General features: G+C 31.9%; 15 protein-coding genes and 1 tRNA gene. 9 read left to right on the plus strand and 7 right to left on the minus strand.

The genetic code is table 11. The annotated features are described in order from the left end of the window. Positions 1-217: 217 nt before the first annotated feature. Both BUB70_RS06155 and BUB70_RS06160 read left to right on the plus strand, forming a co-directional pair. Positions 218-1,405, plus strand: coding sequence for an AIR synthase related protein (locus BUB70_RS06155; protein ID WP_073119814.1), 1,188 nt, complete (start codon positions 218-220; stop codon positions 1,403-1,405). 70 nt (positions 1,406-1,475) lie between these two features. Beyond that, positions 1,476-1,892, plus strand: coding sequence for a hypothetical protein (locus tag BUB70_RS06160; RefSeq protein ID WP_073119415.1), 417 nt, complete (start codon positions 1,476-1,478; stop codon positions 1,890-1,892). Positions 1,893-1,894: 2 nt separating this feature from the next. Here BUB70_RS06160 and lpxK read toward each other — a convergent pair whose 3' ends face one another. Next, the gene (gene lpxK, locus BUB70_RS06165; RefSeq protein WP_143155254.1) at positions 1,895-2,911 is read right to left on the minus strand and encodes a tetraacyldisaccharide 4'-kinase; all 1,017 of its coding nucleotides are present in this window, start codon (positions 2,909-2,911) and stop codon (positions 1,895-1,897) included. Between the two features lie 88 nt (positions 2,912-2,999). On the opposite strand from lpxK, the gene BUB70_RS06170 reads away from it, so the two are divergent. Both BUB70_RS06170 and BUB70_RS06175 read left to right on the plus strand, forming a co-directional pair. After that, positions 3,000-4,094, plus strand: a complete 1,095-nt coding sequence (locus BUB70_RS06170) for a Nif3-like dinuclear metal center hexameric protein (RefSeq protein ID WP_073119417.1) — start codon at positions 3,000-3,002, stop codon at positions 4,092-4,094. 5 nt (positions 4,095-4,099) lie between these two features. Beyond that, positions 4,100-4,873, plus strand: a complete 774-nt coding sequence (locus BUB70_RS06175; protein ID WP_073119419.1) for a zinc ribbon domain-containing protein — start codon at positions 4,100-4,102, stop codon at positions 4,871-4,873. Positions 4,874-5,271: 398 nt separating this feature from the next. On the opposite strand, the gene BUB70_RS06180 is transcribed toward BUB70_RS06175, so the two are convergent. From BUB70_RS06180 to BUB70_RS06200, 5 genes are all read right to left on the minus strand, one after another. Next, complete coding sequence (locus tag BUB70_RS06180; protein WP_073119422.1) at positions 5,272-5,463, minus strand: cold-shock protein; 192 nt, start codon at positions 5,461-5,463, stop codon at positions 5,272-5,274. Between the two features lie 150 nt (positions 5,464-5,613). Then, positions 5,614-8,547: a translation initiation factor IF-2 gene (infB, locus tag BUB70_RS06185; protein WP_073119423.1), complete on the minus strand. Its 2,934-nt coding sequence runs from the start codon at positions 8,545-8,547 to the stop codon at positions 5,614-5,616. Between the two features lie 61 nt (positions 8,548-8,608). Next, positions 8,609-9,859, minus strand: a complete 1,251-nt coding sequence (nusA, locus tag BUB70_RS06190; RefSeq protein WP_073119425.1) for a transcription termination factor NusA — start codon at positions 9,857-9,859, stop codon at positions 8,609-8,611. 9 nt (positions 9,860-9,868) lie between these two features. Beyond that, a complete protein-coding gene (gene rimP, locus BUB70_RS06195; RefSeq protein WP_073119428.1) occupies positions 9,869-10,333 on the minus strand; it encodes a ribosome assembly cofactor RimP in 465 nt (154 codons plus the stop codon). A 194-nt stretch (positions 10,334-10,527) separates the two neighbouring features. Continuing rightward, a tRNA-Gln gene (locus BUB70_RS06200) sits at positions 10,528-10,598 on the minus strand. A 229-nt stretch (positions 10,599-10,827) separates the two neighbouring features. On the opposite strand from BUB70_RS06200, the gene BUB70_RS06205 reads away from it, so the two are divergent. Further along, positions 10,828-13,899 carry a glycosyltransferase family 117 protein gene (locus BUB70_RS06205; RefSeq protein ID WP_073119430.1) on the plus strand — a complete coding sequence of 1,024 codons (3,072 nt, stop codon included), beginning with the start codon at positions 10,828-10,830 and terminating at the stop codon, positions 13,897-13,899. Positions 13,900-13,903: 4 nt separating this feature from the next. Continuing rightward, positions 13,904-14,533 carry a polysaccharide deacetylase family protein gene (locus tag BUB70_RS06210; RefSeq protein ID WP_073119432.1) on the plus strand — a complete coding sequence of 210 codons (630 nt, stop codon included), beginning with the start codon at positions 13,904-13,906 and terminating at the stop codon, positions 14,531-14,533. On the opposite strand, the gene BUB70_RS06215 is transcribed toward BUB70_RS06210, so the two are convergent. Further along, entirely contained in the window at positions 14,530-14,829 is a 300-nt protein-coding gene (locus tag BUB70_RS06215; RefSeq protein ID WP_073119434.1) for a thioredoxin family protein, read from the minus strand. The two genes, BUB70_RS06210 and BUB70_RS06215, sit on opposite strands and share 4 nt — an antisense overlap. 238 nt (positions 14,830-15,067) lie before the next feature. Between BUB70_RS06215 and polA the strand changes: the two genes are divergently transcribed. The 3 genes from polA (at position 15,068) to rplM (ending at position 20,474) form a co-directional block, all read left to right on the plus strand. Beyond that, entirely contained in the window at positions 15,068-17,875 is a 2,808-nt protein-coding gene (gene polA / locus BUB70_RS06220; protein ID WP_073119436.1) for a DNA polymerase I, read from the plus strand. 21 nt (positions 17,876-17,896) lie between these two features. After that, positions 17,897-19,864 carry an LTA synthase family protein gene (locus BUB70_RS06225; protein WP_073119439.1) on the plus strand — a complete coding sequence of 656 codons (1,968 nt, stop codon included), beginning with the start codon at positions 17,897-17,899 and terminating at the stop codon, positions 19,862-19,864. 154 nt (positions 19,865-20,018) lie between these two features. Then, a complete protein-coding gene (gene rplM, locus BUB70_RS06230; RefSeq protein WP_073119441.1) occupies positions 20,019-20,474 on the plus strand; it encodes a 50S ribosomal protein L13 in 456 nt (151 codons plus the stop codon). Positions 20,475-20,476 lie beyond the last annotated feature (2 nt).

Here is a 20,476-nt window from a genome sequence, read left to right on the forward strand (position 1 = left end):
GCACAATTGAAATACTACGTATTTTTACGTAGAATATTTATTTTTCCTTAATTCGTAAAAAATCATGTGTAAAATTAACAATATCAAAATATCACTATTGCGTTAACACATAAATAATACTGATTTTTAACAGTTTTAAACCTTATTGCTTTTTTTGATAGTAGATAAAAATCAAATAACTAAATTTGCAGCACCATTAAAAACAACAAACGATCATATGAGTTCTGAAGTAAGTAAAAGATATAGCCAACGTGGAGTATCAGCTTCTAAAGAAGATGTACACAACGCAATTAAAAATGTGGACAAAGGATTATTCCCTAAAGCATTCTGTAAAATTGTTCCTGATTACTTAACAAACGATGAAGATTATTGTTTGATTATGCATGCTGATGGAGCAGGAACTAAATCTGCTTTAGCTTATATGTACTGGAAAGAAACAGGAGATATTTCTGTTTGGAAAGGAATTGCTCAAGATGCTTTAATTATGAATATTGATGATTTATTATGTGTAGGTGCTACAGATAATATTATGTTATCATCAACTATTGGGCGTAACAAAAATTTAATTCCAGGAGAAGTACTTTCTCAAATTATTAATGGAACTGAAGAATTATTAGCTGAATTAAAAGAATTTGGTGTGACTATTCACTCAACTGGTGGAGAAACTGCAGATGTAGGTGATTTGGTAAGAACTATTATTGTTGATTCTACGGTGACTGCAAGAATGAAACGTAGTGATGTAGTAAACAATGCCAACATAAAACCAGGTGATGTAATTGTAGGTTTAGAATCTTTTGGACAAGCTACTTACGAAAAAGAATACAATGGAGGAATGGGATCTAACGGATTAACTTCTGCTAGACATGATGTTTTCCATAAATATTTAGCAAAGAAATATCCTGAATCTTTTGATGCTGCTGTTCCTGAAGAATTGGTGTACTCTGGTAACACAAAATTGACAGATGCTGTAGAAAATTCTCCTCTTGATGCTGGTAAATTAGTTTTATCTCCAACTAGAACCTATGCTCCTATTATCAAGGCTATTTTAGCTAAATATACTCCGAAAGAAATTCACGGAATGGTACACTGTTCTGGTGGAGCACAAACTAAAATTTTACACTTTGTAGAAAATTTACACATTGTAAAAGATAACATGTTTGACGTGCCACCTTTATTCAAATTAATTCAAGAAAATTCTGGTACAGATTGGAAAGAAATGTATCAGGTATTTAATATGGGACACAGAATGGAAATTTATGTTCCTGCAGAAATTGCTAAAGATATTATTGAAATTTCTAAAAGCTTTAACGTAGATGCTAAAATTATTGGTCGTGTAGAAACTCCTAAAACAGAAGGAACTAAATCTTTAGAGATTTCTAGTCCATTCGGCGTTTTTAACTATTAATAAAACTCCTTATAAATTTAAAAAGCTATCTATAAATTATAGATAGCTTTTTTTATATAAAATATTAGATATGAAAATCGAAGTAGAAAACTACATCAACAATACCTTAAGTAAAATTGCCATTTTAGACGAACCAAATGTAGCTTTTGAAGAAATTGAGATTTTAGAATATAGAACACATTATGAAAATGGAGCTATTTTTACTCATCAAAATGGAGACAATTATGCTTTGGCAATTTTAAATGCCATTACCCAAGAAAGCTACTACCATATTTCTAAAACCATTAAAAAAACCAAAAATATAAGTGTTAAAAATATTCAAGATTTGGTGGCTGAACATTTTTTGAAATGTTACGTTGCTGGAAATTCTGAGGAATATTCTAAATGGAATAATGGTGATTTAGGAACTGCTTTTTTACAAGTTGATGAAGAAAACAAAACCATCACCCCACATTTCATCAATACAACTGCTCAAAATAGAAAATAATTTTAATGCTTTACAAAAGCTAAAATTTCCTTATCAAAAATAGTTTTATTATCTAGAAAAACGGTTTCAATAGGAATATATAAGAGTTTTTTGATGTCTTTTTCTAAGCGAACATAATCTTTTTCTGTAGTTAGAATTACTGCTTCTTTTTCCTTTTGTTGAATCATCTTAATTTCATCAGCTGTAAAGTTGTGATGATCTGAAAATTTTAAATGTTCAAATTTTAGCCCTTTACTTTTTAAGTGAGCTACCAATGGTTCTGGCTTGGCAATTCCTGTAACCAACACTACTTTTTGATGTTGTAATTCATCTAATAGAACTTCTTCTACACCTTTTAAAATAGAGGAATAACCTATGGTTATAAAGAATACTTTTTGCTGTTTTGATGGATTTATTTTTGCTATTATTTTTCTTTGTTCCTCTTTAGATAAATCTACAGGACATTTGGTTACTACAATAAGGTTAGCTCTTTTTTTACCCCACCACAACTCACGCAAGTTTCCAGTAGGCATCATAAAATCTTTGTAAAACAAATCAGAATAAGCAGTTAATAAAATTTGATATCCTGCTTTTATTTTTCTGTGCTGATAAGCATCGTCTAACAATACTACATTGGTAGTAGGTCTTAATTGTAAAAGTTGAGTTACTCCTGCTACCCTATCTCCATTAACCGCAACATTAATTTTTGGAAATTTTTGATGATATTGAAAAGGTTCATCTCCTAATTCTTCAACAGTGGTATTTTTATCAGCTAATACAAACCCTTTAGATTTTCTTTTGTAACCTCTACTCAACACTGCTATTTGTAAATCATTTTGTAACAAACGTACCAAATATTCTATCTGAGGAGTTTTTCCAGTTCCCCCAACGCTTAAATTCCCAACAGTTATGATAGGAATATCAAAAGAAGTAGATTTTAAAATTCCCCAATCATAACATAAATTTCTAATAGAAACAATTATTCCATACAAAACAGAAAATGGTAAAAGTAAAATTCTTAATATCGTAATGAAATTCATTTGTTAGCTATAAGTTGAATAGTGATTTCAAAACTAAAACAATTCCATTCTAGAAACAACAAATAGAACAAAATCTGTATTTTTGAATATGAAGATTAAAGAAATTACGAGTTATATAGAAGAAATAGCTCCTTTGAGCTATGCAGAAGATTTTGACAATGTAGGTTTGTTAGTAGGTAATTACAATACCGAAGTGACAGGAGTATTGGTTACTTTAGATACTTTAGAACAAACCGTTGATGAAGCCATTGAAAAAAAATGCAATTTAATTATCAGCTTTCATCCTATTATTTTTGGTGGACTTAAAAAATTTAACGGAAATAATTATGTAGAAAGAGTGGTGATGAAAGCCATTAAAAACGATATTGCTATTTATGCCACACATACCGCTTTGGACAACTCTTTTAATGGAGTAAGTGCAAAAATGTGTGATGTGTTAGAGTTACAAAATAAATCTGTCTTAATCCCTCAAAAAGGAACTATTAAAAAACTAATCACTTTTGTACCCACAAACAATGCCGATAGTGTTAGAGAAGCGCTTTTTGAAATTGGAGCGGGAGCTATTGGAAATTATAAAGAATGTAGTTTTAATGTAAATGGAATAGGAACTTTTAATGGTAATGAAAACTCTAATCCTGTAATAGGAACCAAAGGAATTACCTCTAAGGAAAAGGAAACTCAAATAGGAATTACTTTTCCTAAACATCTAGAAAGTAAAGTCATTAAAACCTTACTTAAAACACATCCTTATGAAGAAGTAGCTTATGAAATTAGTACTCTAGAAAACTACAATCAACATATAGGAATTGGTATGATTGGTGAGTTAAAAGATGCTATGGAAGTCAGCGATTTTTTACGTTATGTAAAACTTAAAATGAACACAGAGTGTATTAGACACTCTGCTCCTTTAAACAGAGAAATAAAAAAAATAGCTGTACTTGGTGGATCAGGTAGTTTTGGAATTAATGCAGCTATTAGTAAAGGAGCAGATGCTTATATTACTGCAGATTTTAAATATCATGAGTTTTACAAAGCAGAAGGAAAAATATTAATTACCGATATTGGACACTACGAAAGTGAGCAGTTTACAAAAAATCTATTAGTTGATTATCTTAAAGAAAAATTTCGTAATTTTGCAATCATTTTATCGGATAAAAGTACAAACCCAATATATTACTCATAGTTATTATGGCAACTAAACAAGAAGTATCTGTAGAAGACAAGTTAAGAGCTTTATACAATTTACAATTAATCGACTCTAGAATTGATGAAATCACAAGCGTTCAAGGAGAGTTACCACTAGAGATTGAAGATTTAGACAGTGAAATTGCTGGGTTATCAACTCGTATAGAAAAATTAAACCAAGACGTTGCAAGTTTTGAAACTGAAATTGCTAACAGAAAATTAAGTATTGTTGAATCAAAAGAATTGGTTAAAAAATACACTGAGCAACAAAAATCAGTTCGTAACAACAGAGAATTTGATTCTTTAACTAAAGAAGCTGAATTTCAAGAATTAGAAATTGAATTGGCTGAAAAAAGAATTAAAGAAGCTTATGCTAAAATTGAGCATAAAAAAGAAATCATTGCAAAAACTACTGAAAAATTAAACTCTCAACAAGCGCACTTAGACCACAAAAAATCTGAGTTAGATGCAATTTTAAAGGAAACTGAAAATGAGCAAAATGAGTTGAGTAAGCTTTCTGAACAAATGGCTGATAAAATTGATGACCATTTATTAGTTGCTTATAAAAGAATTAGAAAGAGCGTAGTAAACGGTTTAGCAGTTGTTGCTATTGAAAGAGGTGCTGCAGGTGGATCTTACTTTACCATCCCTCCTCAAGTTCAAATTGAAATTGCTAGTCGTAAAAAAATTACCATTGATGAATACTCTGGTCGTATTTTAGTTGATGCTGCGTTGGCAGAAGAAGAAAGAGAAAAATTATCTTCTATTATCAAGTAAAAAATAATTATAACATTATTTTAAAAAAAAAGAGCATTTTAACAAATGCTCTTTTTTTTATGTCTAATCACCTACACTAAAAAGCAACTCATCTAAAAGTCTATAATATAAATAAGGTTTGTAAGTACTTTTGATATTATAATCAATAAAACATCAACACCATGAATAAAAGTACACTAAGCAACCTAAATGGATCTCCAGAGTTTATAAACTTTTGGATTGCACAATTACTGTTTCTAATATTTATTTTATCTATTTAATCTTAACAAATTTTTCAGAAGAGCAACTAGAGATTACCACAAAGAAAAGATTAAATGATATTACGCGTTAAAACAAGAGCATAAAAAAACCCACTTACATCGTTAAGCGGGTTTCATTTTCTTTAAAAAGAGTAAATATTATAAAGCTTTAACGTCTACTGCGTTTAATCCTTTTCTACCTTCTTTTAAGTCGAACTCTACTGCATCTCCTTCACGAACTTCGTCAATCAATCCTGAGATGTGCACGAAATAATCTTGTTTTGTTTCATCGTCAATAATAAATCCAAATCCTTTTGATTCATTAAAGAACTTTACTGTACCTTTTTTCACTTTGTAATAAAATTTAAATAAAGAACAAACATAGTATTATTTAAATAAAATACACTACAAATCTTAATATTTATTTACAATTAACAAACTGTAATTCAATAAAAAAGCCCATCCTAGTTAGGATGGGCTTTAATTTATATTACTTAGAAATTATTTTAATTTCTTTTTTACTTCTACTATTTGGTAAGATTCAATCACATCTCCAACAGCAATATCATTGTAGTTTTTAATCTGAACACCACAGTCATAACCTTTGGTTACTTCTTTAACATCATCTTTAAAACGTTTCAATGCAGTCAACTCACCATCATGAACCACAATACTATCTCTAATAATTCTAACTTTAGAGTTTCTTGTAATTTTACCTTGAACGACCATACATCCTGCAATGTTACCAACTTTAGAAATTTTGTATACTTCTCTAATTTCTACATTACCTAGAACTTCTTCTTTGGTGTCTGGAGATAACATACCTTCCATCGCATCCTTAAGATCGTTAATAGCATCGTAAATAATAGAATAAGTTCTAATATCAACTTCTTCCGTATCTGCAACTTGTCTAGCATTACCTGCTGGTCTTACATTAAATCCAACAATAATAGCATCCGAAGCAGAAGCCAATAACACGTCAGACTCAGTAATAGCACCAACTCCTTTATGTAAAATATTTACTTGAATTTCTTCAGTAGATAATTTTTGGAAAGAATCTGTTAATGCTTCTACAGAACCATCTACGTCTCCTTTTAAAATAATATTTAACTCTTTAAAGTCTCCTAATGCAATACGACGACCAATTTCATCTAATGTAAGTGTCTTCTGAGTTCTTACAGATTGTTCACGTTGTAATTGAGAACGTTTTGATGCAATTTGTTTTGCTTCTCTTTCATCTTCAAATACGTTAAACTTATCTCCTGCTTGTGGAGCTCCGTCTAACCCTAAAATAGATACAGGTGTTGATGGAGGAGCTTGTTCAACATTCTTTCCTCTTTCATCAAACATGGCTCTTACTTTACCAGAATGTTTACCTGCTAAAATATAATCACCAATTTTTAAAGTACCTGCTTGAACCATGATGGTTGAAACATATCCTCTACCCTTATCTAATTGTGCTTCTACAACTGTACCAACAGCTGGCTTGTTAGGATTAGCCTTTAATTCTAAAATCTCAGATTCTAAAACTACTTTTTCTAAAAGTTCTTCAACTCCTAAACCAGTCTTTGCAGAAATTTCTTGACATTGATATTTACCTCCCCAGTCTTCAACTAACATATCCATGCTAGCTAATTGTTGTTTTACGTTATCTGGGTTAGCCGTTGGCTTATCAATTTTATTTAATGCAAATATAATAGGTACTCCTGCTGCTTGTGCATGACTAATTGCTTCTTTTGTTTGAGGCATCACATCATCATCCGCTGCAATTACAATAACTACAATATCTGTTACCTGAGCACCACGAGCACGCATTGCTGTAAAGGCCTCGTGACCAGGTGTATCTAAAAATGCAATTTTTTGACCTGTAGCAATCTTTACAGAATAAGCACCAATATGTTGTGTAATTCCACCAGATTCTCCTGCAATTACATTTGCTTTACGAATATAATCTAATAAAGAAGTTTTACCATGATCTACGTGTCCCATAATTGTAATAATAGGAGCTCTATCTTCTAAATCTTCTTCACTATCTTCATCTTCTGCTACAGCTTCTTCAACTTCTGCTCCAACAAACTCAACATCATAATTAAATTCTTCAGCTACAATCTTAATGGTTTCAGCATCTAGACGCTGATTCATCGTTACCATCATTCCTAACATCATACATGCTGAAATAATTTCAGTTACCTGAACATCCATCATTGTTGCAACTTCACTTACAGTAACAAATTCTGTTACTTTAAGAACTTTACTATCTGCTGCCTCTTGTGCCTGAGCATCATCAGCTTGTTGACGGTGTAAATCACGCTTTTCTCTACGGTATTTAGCACCTTTATTCTTTTTAGACTTTCCTTGTAATCTTTCTAAAGTCTCACGTACTTGTCTTTGTACTTCTTCATCTGTTGGCTCTTCCTTAGTAACAGGTGCTGCAAATCGTCCTCTTTGCCCTGGTCCTCCGGCTGGTCTTCTGTTTGGTCCTGTTCCTTGATTATTTCTTTGTCCTGGAGCTCCTCCTGGTCTATTTCCTTGTCCTCCCGGAGTACGATTAGCCGTATTAGGAGTTCCTGGTTTTACAATTCTCTTACGCTTTTTCTTAGCATCATTTGCTGCATTAGCAGCTGCTTTAGGATCTGGCTTTTTCTTTTTTGGTCTTTCAAATTGTTTTAAATCAATTGTAGTACCTGTAAGTCTTGGCCCTGTAAGTTTTTGATATTGTGTTTTAATAGCCTCTGGTTCTCCTCCTTCTTCAGGATCATTAGAAGTAGTTGCTTCTGGAGTAACTGCTTTTTGCTCTGGTGCTTTTTCTTTAGCTACAGGTTTATTTACAGTTGTAGAAGTCTTTTCTTTAGAAAATTCAGGTTTTGGAGCTTCTACTTTAGGTTTTGGCTCTTCCTTTTTTACCTCTTTTTCTATTTTTGGAGTCTCTTTAAGTACTTCGGGAGCAGATTTAACTATTTTAAGACCTCCTAATTTAGGTGCGCTAGCTTTAATTACTTCTGGCTCTTTAGGTTTTTCTTCTACTTTAACAGGTTCTACTTTTGGAGCTTGTGGCTCTTCTTTTTGAACCGGAGCTGGAGCTGGCTTAGACTCTAAATCTATTTTACCAACTGTTTTCAACTCTAACTTTTCAGCCTTAGCCTTTAGAACTTTGTTTCTTTCTTCTTCTTCTTTACGTTTTTTCTCCTCTTGAGCAATACGTAACTCTTCTTTTTCCTTTCTTTTCTCTTCTCCTACTTCTTTAGAATCGGCTTTCTTTTGGGCATCCGTTTGAAATCCGTCTAATAAGATTTGATACTCTTGATTAGAAATTTTTGTGGTAGGACGAGCCTCTATTTCTATCCCTTTGGATGAAAGATGCTCTACCGCCCTATCTAACGATATGTTTAATTCTCGTAAAACTTTGTTAAGCCTTAATGTTTTGCTTACAGACATATATACTTTTTACTATTTTTTTTGTTTAAGAAGATCTTTTGAATAAAGGCTACTGACTACCCTATCTATCAAATTCTTCTTTTAATATACGTTGAACCTCAATAATGGTTTCTTCTTCCAAATCGGTTCTGCTCACTAATTCAGCCACATCTTTGTCTATAACACTTTTTGCAGTATCTAAACCAATGCTTTTGAATTCGTCAATAATCCATGCTTCTATTTCATCAGAAAACTCTGTCAATTCTACATCTTCATCGTCTTCTGCTCCATCTCTTAACACATCAATTTCATAACCTGTTAATTGAGTTGCTAATCTAATGTTTACTCCATTTCTACCAATTGCTTTTGATACTTCCTCTGGACGTAAGTAAACTTCAGCTTTTGCTTTTTTGTCTCCTTCTGCCTCAAAGATATCCATTTTTACAACTTTAGCAGGACTTAATGCTCTAGAAATGTATAATTGAATATTTTTTGTGTAATTAATTACATCAATATTTTCGTTTCCTAACTCACGTACAATACCGTGAATTCTAGATCCTTTAATACCAACACACGCTCCAACTGGATCAATTCTATCGTCATAAGAATCAACAGCAATTTTTGCTTTTTCACCAGGAATACGTGCTACACCTTCAATAGTAATTAAACCGTCAAAAACTTCTGGTATTTCTTGTTCAAATAGTTTAGTTAAAAATTCTGGAGCGGTTCTAGATAAAATAATAACTGGTTTGTTACCTCTTAACTCAACAGTTTTAATAATTCCTCTTATAGAATCACCTTTTCTAAAGAAATCTGAACGAATTTGCTCGCTCTTAGGTAACACCAATTCATTCCCTTCATCATCTAATAAAATAACAGCGTTATGTTTAATATGATGAACTTCTGCTGTATATAAATCTCCTTCTAATTCTTTAAACTTTTTATACAAGTTTGTACTATCGTGCTCATATAACTTAGAAATCAAATTTTGACGTAATGCTAAAATAGCTCTACGTCCTAATTGATGTAACTTAATTTCTTCAGATACTTCCTCACCAATTTCAAAGTCAGGCTCAATTTTTCTTGCTTCAGACAATTCAATTTCTTCATTATCATCTTCAGACATTTCATCTGCAACCACTACACGGTTTCTCCAAATCTCTAAATCCCCTTTATCTGGGTTAACGATAATATCAAAATTTTCATCTGAACCATACTTCCTTTTCAATGCAGCTCTAAAAACTTCTTCTAAAATAGACATTAACATTACACGGTCAATGTTCTTATCATCTTTAAATTCTGAAAATGAATTGATTAAATCTATATTCTCCATTTAAATATTTTAACTAAATAATATTTTTACTTTTGTTTCTTTTATCTCTTCATAAGTTAAAGTAACTGATTTACTAACAGTAACTTTCCCTTTTCCAATTTCTTTAGGCTCTCTTGTTTCCCAACTTAAAACGATTCCTGCATCGGTTACTTCTTCAAGTACTCCTTCGTATTTTTCGTTTTCAGTAATTACTTTTAAAGTTCTACCTATGTTTTTAATATATTGCCTTTGCAACACTATTGGCTTTGCAATATCTGGTGTTGCAACTTCAATACTAAAATCTTCTTCGTCTCTATCTAAATTCGCTTCTACAGCTCTACTTACACGAATACATTCACTTAAAGGCACTCCTTTGTCTCCATCTATGATGACCGAAATTTTATTTTCAGCTCCAATAACCAATTCTACCAAAAACAATTCATCGTTTTCTTGTAGTGCTTCGTCAATGTATCCTTCGACTTTCTTTTTATCCATATATATCTATAAAAAGTGGGGCTAATTAGCCCCACTCATCGATTTCAATTATTTCCAACGCAAATATACGAGTTTTTTATTGATTCACAAGATTTTAATCCTAAAGACTAATCTCTTACCATCCTTAACAAAACCAAGGCATAAATAGGCTTTAAATAAAAAAGTCTTAAACCAAAAGGATTAAGACTTTTTTGTTGTCCCACAAGGACTCGAACCTTGAACGACGGTACCAAAAACCGCTGTGTTACCATTACACCATGGGACAGTGCGTTAGCGGTTGCAAATATACAGCACATCTACAATTCTGCAAAACTTTTTTCAAAAAAAAATCACTTTTTTTTTCACTTGAGAATCTTCTATTTGAAAATCAACATTTTAATGTTTTATTATTTTTATCCCAAACCTATATTTCGGAACATTTTTTGCTTAAAAGTACTTCAGCATTTATATTTATTTAAATTTGTGACTAAAATTTTAGTTTCTCAATAAACAATATGGAAGAAAAAACATATCAAAAATGGAACATCATCACAGGATGGGTTCTGTTTACAATATCATTAATTACCTATACTCTTACTCTTGAACCTACTGTTAGCTTTTGGGATTGTGGAGAATATATTTCAACAGCTGTAAAACTAGAAGTAGGTCATCCACCAGGAGCTCCTTTATTTCAAATGCTTGGAGCGTTTTTTGCTATGTTTAGTTTTTCTGCAAGTAATGTTGCTTACATGGTCAACTTTATGTCTGGTTTGGCAAGTGCATTTACGATCCTGTTTATGTTTTGGTCTTTAACCAATCTTATCAAAAGAGTTGCTGTTAAAAACAACCTACTAGACACTAACAAAATGATTGCTATTATAGGAAGTGCCGCTGTGGGAAGTTTGACCTATACTTTTTCTGATAGTTTTTGGTTCAGTGCCGTAGAAGCTGAAGTATACGCCATGTCATCATTTTTAATGGCTTTGCTATTCTGGCTTGGTTTAAAATGGGAAAAATCATTTGGTCAACCTAGGAACAACAGATGGCTAATTCTTATCTGCTTAATTATAGGACTCTCTTTTGGTGTACACATCTTATCTTTATTGGTTATTCCATCATTAGTATTTATTTACTTAAACCATTATTACGAGAAATACACTATCAAAACTTTTATCATTGCAAATGTCATCGCCATTGGAACACTTGCTTTTATTTTTAAATTCTTATTCCCATACACTTTATTATTCTTTAGTGCTTCGGAATTATTCTTTATTAATAATCTAGGTTTACCTTTTAACACAGGAACTATTATTGCCGGTATCGTTATTATTGTTGCTTTCTATTTTGGATTAAAATACACTCGTAAAAACAATCTATACCTAGGAAACACGGCTTTATTATCTATTATGTTTGTTATGATTGGTTTTTCTTGTTGGTTAATGCTACCTATTAGAGCAAACGCCAATACCATGATTAACGAAAACAATCCTTCCTCTGCAAGAGAACTTTTAGCTTACTACAACCGTGAGCAATATGGTGATGCTAATATTTTTTATGACACTTATTACTCTGAGAAATACAACAAAGAACCTGCCATGGATGCCAACGGTAATCCTATTATGGAAGATGTAAAACCTAAGTATGAGAAAGATGAAAAAAGCGGAAAATACATCATTGTAAACGACTATAAAAATGCTCAACAAAAAACCAGCGATTTACACAAAGGATTTATTCCTAGAATGGTAGTACAGGGCTTAGAGCAAAACTATAAAATGATTGCTGGCATTCCCAAAGACAGCAAAGCCAGACCAACCATGGCTCAAAACTTAAAATACATGGCTGAATACCAATTTGGATACATGTATTTTAGATATTTATTTTGGAACTTTGTTGGAAAACAAAACGATATCCAAGGAAACATGGATCCTTTAAATGGAAATTGGATTACTGGAATCAATTTTATTGACAAATTATTTGTAGGGCCACAAACTTACCTACCTACTGATGTTATTGAAAACAAAGGAAGAAATATTTACTACGGAATTCCTTTCATATTAGGAATTATTGGCTTGATGTACCAACTAAGTAAAGACAAACGTAATTTTTACAACTTATTTTTATTCTTTGCTTTTACTGGTTTTGCCATTATTTTTTACACCAACCCAAAACCTTTTGAACCAAGAGAAAGAGATTACGCTATTGTAGGATCTTTTTACATTTTTGCAATGTGGATAGGTTTTGGAGTCTATGCTATTATCGAAAAAATAAATGAATACAAAGCAACAAAAATAATTCCTATTGTAGTTACATCTATATGTTTATTGGCCTCTCCTCTACTAATGGCTTCTCAAAACTGGGATGACCACGACAGATCTAATAGGTATACAGCTTATTTTAACGCCAAAGCTTATTTAGATTCTTGCGACAAAGATGCCATCTTATTCACCATTGGAGACAACGACACCTTTCCTCTATGGTATTTACAAGAAGTAGAAAAACACAGAACTGACATCAAAATCATCAACTCAAGTTTATTAGCTACTGACTGGTATATCGATCAAATGAAACGTAAGGCTTACGAATCAGACCCTATTCCATCTCAATTAACACACAAACAATACAGACATGGTAGTTTAGATGTTGCCTACCACACAGGACAAGTACAAGACCGTTGGAATATTGATGATTTTATGATGTGGATTAGCTCATCAGACAAAAGAACTTACGTCGAAATTAGTGAAGGTAAATTTGAAAAATTTTATCCAACCAATAAATTACGACTAACTGTTAACAAAGAAACTGTATTAGCAAACGGAACTGTTAAACAGAAGGATGCTGATAGTATTGTTGATTATATGGATTTAGATGTTGATAATCGTGGATTGACAAAAAACAGAATTTTAATGTTAGATATCCTTGCCAACAACAACTGGAAACATCCTATTTATTTTACTGGTGGTGCCAATGCTGATGAAGAATATATATGGTTAAAAGATTACCTACAACTTGACGGTATGGCTTACAAACTAGTTCCTATAAAAACCAAAACAGAATATGGTGTTTTAGGAATGGGAAGAATTGATAGTGATGATTTATACGAAAAGGTAAAAAAATGGGATTTTGGATACCGTGGAAAAGATTTTTACCTAGACATTGAATCTAGAAAAAACTCTATTTCATACAGAAATACAATTTCGAGACTGGTAGAAGCATTGATTAATGAAAAAAAGTTTGACAAAGCTGAAGAAATGCTAGATCTTAGTTTTAACAAAATGCCTATAGAAAAATATCATCAATATGCTGTCTGCTTAGGATTCCCAGAACAATATTATCTAATTAACAAACCAGAAAAAGCTAAAACAGCTGCTAATATCTTAATTAGAAAATTCCAAGAACAACTAGTCTACTATTCTCAATTCAATAAATACGATTTAAACTATTTATTCTCAGAGGTAGAAACACAATTTAAAATGTATCAAACCATTGCTGCTGACGTTAATAAGTACGACAAAGATGAGGAATACAAAAAGAAAGTTGAAGAAGAGTTTTTACAACATATAAAGCTATTTGAAACTCTCTTTGAATAACATCATGAGGTTATATCCTATTAAAACTGCTAAAATTTTCAAGTCCATTTTTAACAAATGGACTTGGAGTTTTAACACCTCTCAAAAAGAAGTATACCTAACATTTGATGACGGCCCCATTCCCAATATTACTCCATGGGTATTAACTGAACTAAAAAAACACAACGCTAAAGCAACCTTTTTTTGTATTGGGGACAATATTAAAAAACACCCAGAGGTTTTTCAACAAATCATTACAGAAAACCACCGAATTGGAAACCACACCTTTCATCACCTAAAAGGATGGAAAACCGACACAAAAAAATATATTGAAAACATTTTATTAACGGAAGCGTATATACCTAAAAAAAAACAAAAATTATTTAGACCTCCTTACGGTAAAATCAGTTTAAAACAATCCAAAAAACTATTAGAGCTTGGCTATAAAATTATCATGTGGGATGTGTTAAGTGCAGATTTTGACAAACACTTATCTGCCAAAGATTGCATTAAAAATGTATTATCAAAAGTAGAAAATGGAAGCATTATTGTTTTTCACGATAGTGAAAAAGCTTTCCCTAGACTTCAAGAAACACTTCCTAAAGTCCTAAGTGAATTAACTAAAAAAGGATACTCTTTTAAAGCAATCTCTTAAACGTATTGTTGAACCAAAGTAATCAACGTATTAGCATCTTGCTCTCCAGATTGTCTCCACTTCATTACTCCATTTTTATAGATTACAAAAGTAGGATTTCCTTTTACCTTTAAAGCATTTGCTAAAATTTCGTTTTTTTGAATGTCGATTTTAATCACTTTGGCTTTATCCCCCAAAGCAGCAACAACATCTCTTAAAACTACTCCTGTAGGCTCTTCTTCTTCCTCACTCCATTGAGCATAAAAATCAATCAAAACAGGAATTTCAACATTGATTAAATCACCAAACTTAGTCATATGTAAATGTTTAATAATTAGCTTGTAAGTACTGCACACACTGCAAACTACACACAAATAACACTGCAATATAACTTTTTTGCGAATTATACAAAAAAAACAAGAGGTATTTTACAGATTTCTGCTCCATTTCAGTACTTTTCAAGTGATTTTCATCTATATCAAACCCAAAAAGCCCTCTTCAACCTGATAATTTTAACACTTTTTAATTACATTTACCAATCTTAATTTTTGATTTATGGCCACACAAAAAAGATTGTTTTTACTAGATGCTTTTGCTTTGATTTTTAGAGGATATTATGCTCTGATAAAAAATCCAAGAATCAATTCCAAAGGAATGGATACTTCGGCAATTCTAGGATTCACAAATTCTTTATTAGATGTTATCAAAAGAGAAAAACCTGAACTTTTAGCTGTTGCTTTTGACAAAGGTGGATCAGTAACAAGAACCGAAGCTTTTGAAGCATATAAAGCCAATAGACAAGAAACACCCGAGGCCATTAAAATTGCTGTTCCTTATATTCATGAGATTTTAAAAGCCATGAACATTCCTATTATTGAGGTGGAAGGTTTTGAAGCGGATGATTTGATTGGAACTTTAGCCAAACAAGCTGAAAAAGAAGGTTGCCAAGTTTATATGGTCACGCCTGATAAAGATTATGCTCAATTGGTTTCTGAAAACATTTTTATGTACAGACCTGCCAGAATGGGGAACGGAATTGAAATTTGGGATGTAGAAAAAGTAAAAGTAAAATTTGAAGTAGAAACCCCTTTACAAGTCATAGATTATTTAGGAATGATGGGAGATGCTGTAGACAACATTCCCGGTTTACCAGGGGTTGGAGACAAAACTGCCAAAAAATTCATTAAAGAATATGGTTCTATGGAAAACCTTTTAGCCAATACACATGAGCTAAAAGGAAAAATGAAAGAAAAAATTGAAGCCAATAAAGAGTTAGGGTTATTATCTAAAGAACTAGCAACCATTATTTTAGATTGTCCTGTGGAATACCACGAGGAAAACTTTACCATGTGTGCACCAAACATTGAAGAAACTTCGAAAATTTTTCAAGAACTAGAATTTAGGAGAATTGCCGACACAGTTCATAAAATATTTGGAACAGAAGCACCTGAAATTACAGTAGAAAATCCAACTCAAGAGGCTCAAAAAACAAATAGTAAAGAACCTCAATTAGACTTGTTTGGAAACGCTGATACTACCCAAAACACAAGCTCTTCTTTTGGATTTAATACCATTAGCAATACCAAACCAATTTATCAGTATTTAAACACTCATGTCGCTAGAAAATTATTTATTAGCAAACTTTTAAATCAACCTAAAGTTGCTTTTGAAATTGTAACAGAAAGAGAAAACTTTATTGATAAAATTATTGGTTTTAGTTTTTCTTATGAAGCAAGTACAGGATATTATATTCCTGTAACCGAAAATACCGATCAAATAATGACGGAATTAAAAGCTTTCTTTGAAAATGAGAACATTGAAAAGATTGCCTATGATATCAAAAGTAATATCAAATTCTTAGCACAGTATGATATTTCTTTAAAAGGAAAAATATTTGATATTAGCTTATCTCATTACCTACTTCATCCTGACATGAGACATCAACTAGACGTATTGTCTGAGACTTATTTAAAGTATGAAGTAACACATCAAGACAATGTTATTGGGAAAGGAAAAAACAAAATAAAACTAGCCGAAGTTTATTTGTCTATTACAACTCCTTATTCTTGCGAACAATCTGATATTTGTTTTCAACTAGAAACACAATTCAGAAAAGAATTAGGCGAAAACAATCTTGAGAAATTATATGATGAAATTGAATTGCCATTATTAAGGGTATTGGCAAAAATGGAATTGACAGGAATTAACCTTGATGTTCCTTATCTAAACGAATTGTCGGAGGTTTTAACTACCGATATTGCAGTACTAGAAAAAGAAATTTATACCCTTGCTGGGGAGGAATTCAACATTGCTTCTCCAAAACAACTAGGGATTGTTTTATTTGAAAATCTAAAATTAGTAGACAAAGCAAAAAAAACCAAGACTGGTCAATACGCTACAGGAGAAGATATTTTAAGTAAACTTGCAACTGAGCATGAGATTGCTGCCAAAATATTAAAGTATCGTGGATTGGTAAAATTAAAGAACACTTATGTAGATTCTTTACCTAATGAGGTCAATCCAATCACCAAAAGAGTACACACAACTTACAGTCAAGCAACTGCTGCCACTGGTAGATTGAGCTCTAACAACCCAAACCTGCAAAACATTCCTATTAGAACAGAACGAGGAAAACAAATCCGTAAAGCGTTTATTAAAAAGAATGAGGACTATATTTTATTTGCTGCCGATTATTCTCAAATAGAATTAAGATTAATTGCAGAACTAAGTCAAGATCCAGAAATGCTGGCTTCTTTCCAAAAAGGAGATGATATCCACCGCTCTACCGCTGCCAAAGTTTTTAATGTTCCTATTGATGAAGTAACCCGAGAACAACGTAGCCACGCCAAAACAGTAAACTTTGGAATTATATATGGTGTTTCTGCTTTTGGATTAAGTCAACAAACCAATTTAAGTAGAAAAGAGTCTAAAGAATTGATTGATACTTATTATGAAACTTATCCTACATTAAAAAAATACATGGCCAGTCAAGTAGATTTTGCCAAAGAACATGGATATGTAAAAACTTTGTTAGATAGACGTAGATATCTAAACAACATCAACTCAGCCAATGCAATTGTTCGTTCTGCTGATGAACGAAATGCTGTGAACGCTCCTATTCAAGGAACGGCTGCTGATATCATTAAAATTGCCATGATTAAAATTCAAAAGGCATTAGAAAAAGGGAATTATAAAACCAAAATGCTTTTACAAGTACACGATGAATTAGTTTTTGATATGCACAAAGATGAAATCGACCTCTTAAAGCCTTTAATTGTTTCCGAAATGGAAAACGCTTATAAACTAAGCGTTCCTTTAGTCGTTGACACTGACATGGGAGACAATTGGCTAGATGCACATTAATTTTTATCTTAAAATTATAACATGATTAACATTACTACTTTACTATTTCCCAAACGCTTTAGTTTGTTAAAAAGCTTTAGTGCTTTATTTTTAATAGTTTCTTCATTAGTAAGACTAAGCTTATATATATGGTCTATTAAAAGTATAGGATTTTCTATTGTTGATTTTATCAAAGTAATAGGGATTGGACTTTTTTTTGATTTTGGAACCCTTGCCTACATTATGGCTATTTACGGAATTTATTGGTTTTTATTCCCTAGTAAGTTCTACGGAAACTGGCTTGATAAATTACTCACAAAATTCACTTACTTTTTATTAGTCTTTATTTTTGTATTTGCTTTTTTAGGAGAGTTTACTTTTTGGGAAGAATTTGCTAGAAGATACAATTTCATTGCTGTAGATTACTTACTCTATACTTATGAGGTAATAGAAAACATCAACGAATCTTACCCTCTACCTCTATTAATTGGAATCATTGTTTTATTAACATTAGGAGCTTTTTACATTGCTAAAAAACAAGAAGCCTTTATTGATTGTTACAACAATTATGATGGTTATATTAGAAAAATAATTCCTTATGGTTTTTGGGTTTTGGTAGCAGGAGTTTTTCACTTATTTGTACAAAACAAACAAGCCGAAATTTTCACCAATAGATATGAAAACGAATTAGCCAAATCAGGTGTTTATTCTTTTTTCGCTGCCTACAATGCAAACGAATTGGATTATGATGAATTTTATATTACACAGCCTAAAGAAAAATCTTTAGAAATAGTACAACAAAGTCTTTTACAAAAAGGAGATAAACTATTGTCTCAAAATAACATTTTAAGAACTATTAAAAATAGAGGCAAAGAACAAAAACCAAACATAGTTTTTATCTGTATGGAAAGTTTAAGTGCTAATTTTATGGAAGCCTTCGGGAATCAAAAATTATTAACTCCTTTCTTAGACAGTCTAGCTCAAAAAAGTGTGTTTTACACCAATTTACAAGCCACGGGAACAAGAACCATCCGTGGAATGGAGGCTATTACACTTGCCATCCCTCCTACTCCAGGAAGAAGCATTGTAAAGAGACCCAACAACGATCATTTGTTTACTATTGGAGAAATCTTAAATCAAAAAGGATATAGTAGAACCTTCTTTTATGGAGGCGATGGACATTTTGATAATATGAATGGTTATTTTGGCAACAATGGTTTTGATATTGTTGACAATCCAAAAGATGCTAGCTCAGCCAAAGAATTCCCTACCAATCGAACTACTTTTACCGAAGAAGAAATTACTTTTGAAAATGCTTGGGGAGCTTGTGATAGTGATATTTATAACAAAGCCCTCAAACAAATAAATATTCAATACCAAAGCAAAAAGCCTTTCTTTAACTTTATCATGACCAATACAAACCATAGACCTTATTCTTTTCCTGAAGGATCTATTAAAGACAAACCTGGCAGTAGAGTTTCTGCCATACGTTATGCTGACTGGGCTATGAAACGTTTTTTTACAGATGCTAAAAAACAACCTTGGTACAAAAACACTGTATTTGTAATTCTATCAGACCACTGTGCATACAGCGCTGGTAGAACAGAATTAGAAATTGGAAGCTATCACATACCTGCATTAATTTACAACCTACCAAATACAAAAGCCCAAAAAGTGAACAAACTCTGTTCTCAAATAGATCTGCTTCCCACCTTATTTGGATTTTTAAACTGGTCTTATGAAAGTAAAATATTTGGAAAAGACATCACTAAAATGCAACCCCAAGAAGAAAGAGCTTTTATAGCCAACCACAGAAAGTTAGGATTTAGGAAAGGAAACGAGGTGGTGATTCTAAATGAAACAAAAGGAAGTAATACCTATCATTGGAATGCCGATGATAACACATTAACTTTAACAGAAAGTAATAAAAATTTATTAGAAGAAACCATTGCAAACTACCAAACGGCTTATGAATTATTTAAAAACAATGAGCTTAAAATTAAAAATTAATCCTAATAATTAATTCTCAGAAACTTACACTGTTATTTTTTATTAAAATTCTCATAAAAAAATAATGATAATCTAAACAAATAGTTCTATTTTTGCACACCCTTGGGAGAATCCAAGAAGAATTATTGTTTAATTATTACAAAAACTAGTGTAAATGAACACATTAAGTTACAAAACAGTATCGGCTAACAAAGCAACTGCTGACAAGCAATGGGTTTTGGTTGATGCGGACGGACAAACATTGGGTCGTTTAGCTTCTAAAGTTGCAAAACTAATTAGAGGTAAGTACAAGCCAAGCTACACTCCTCACGTGGATTGTGGTGACAACGTTGTTATTATCAACGCTGAAAAAATCAATTTAACTGGAAAAAAATGGTCTGACAAATCTTACATTCGTCACACAGGTTATCCAGGTGGTCAAAGAAGTTTAACTGCAACAGAAATGTTCGAAAAAGATCCTACAAGATTAATTGAGAAAGCAGTAAAAGGAATGTTACCTAAAAACAAATTAGGAAGCGCTCTTTACAGAAACTTATATGTTTACGCTGGTGTTGAGCACGCTCAAGAAGCACAACAACCAACAGCTATTAACTTAAATGACCTTAAATAAGC

The organism is Wenyingzhuangia marina, assembly GCF_900130035.1.
Taxonomy (GTDB): domain Bacteria; phylum Bacteroidota; class Bacteroidia; order Flavobacteriales; family Flavobacteriaceae; genus Wenyingzhuangia; species Wenyingzhuangia marina.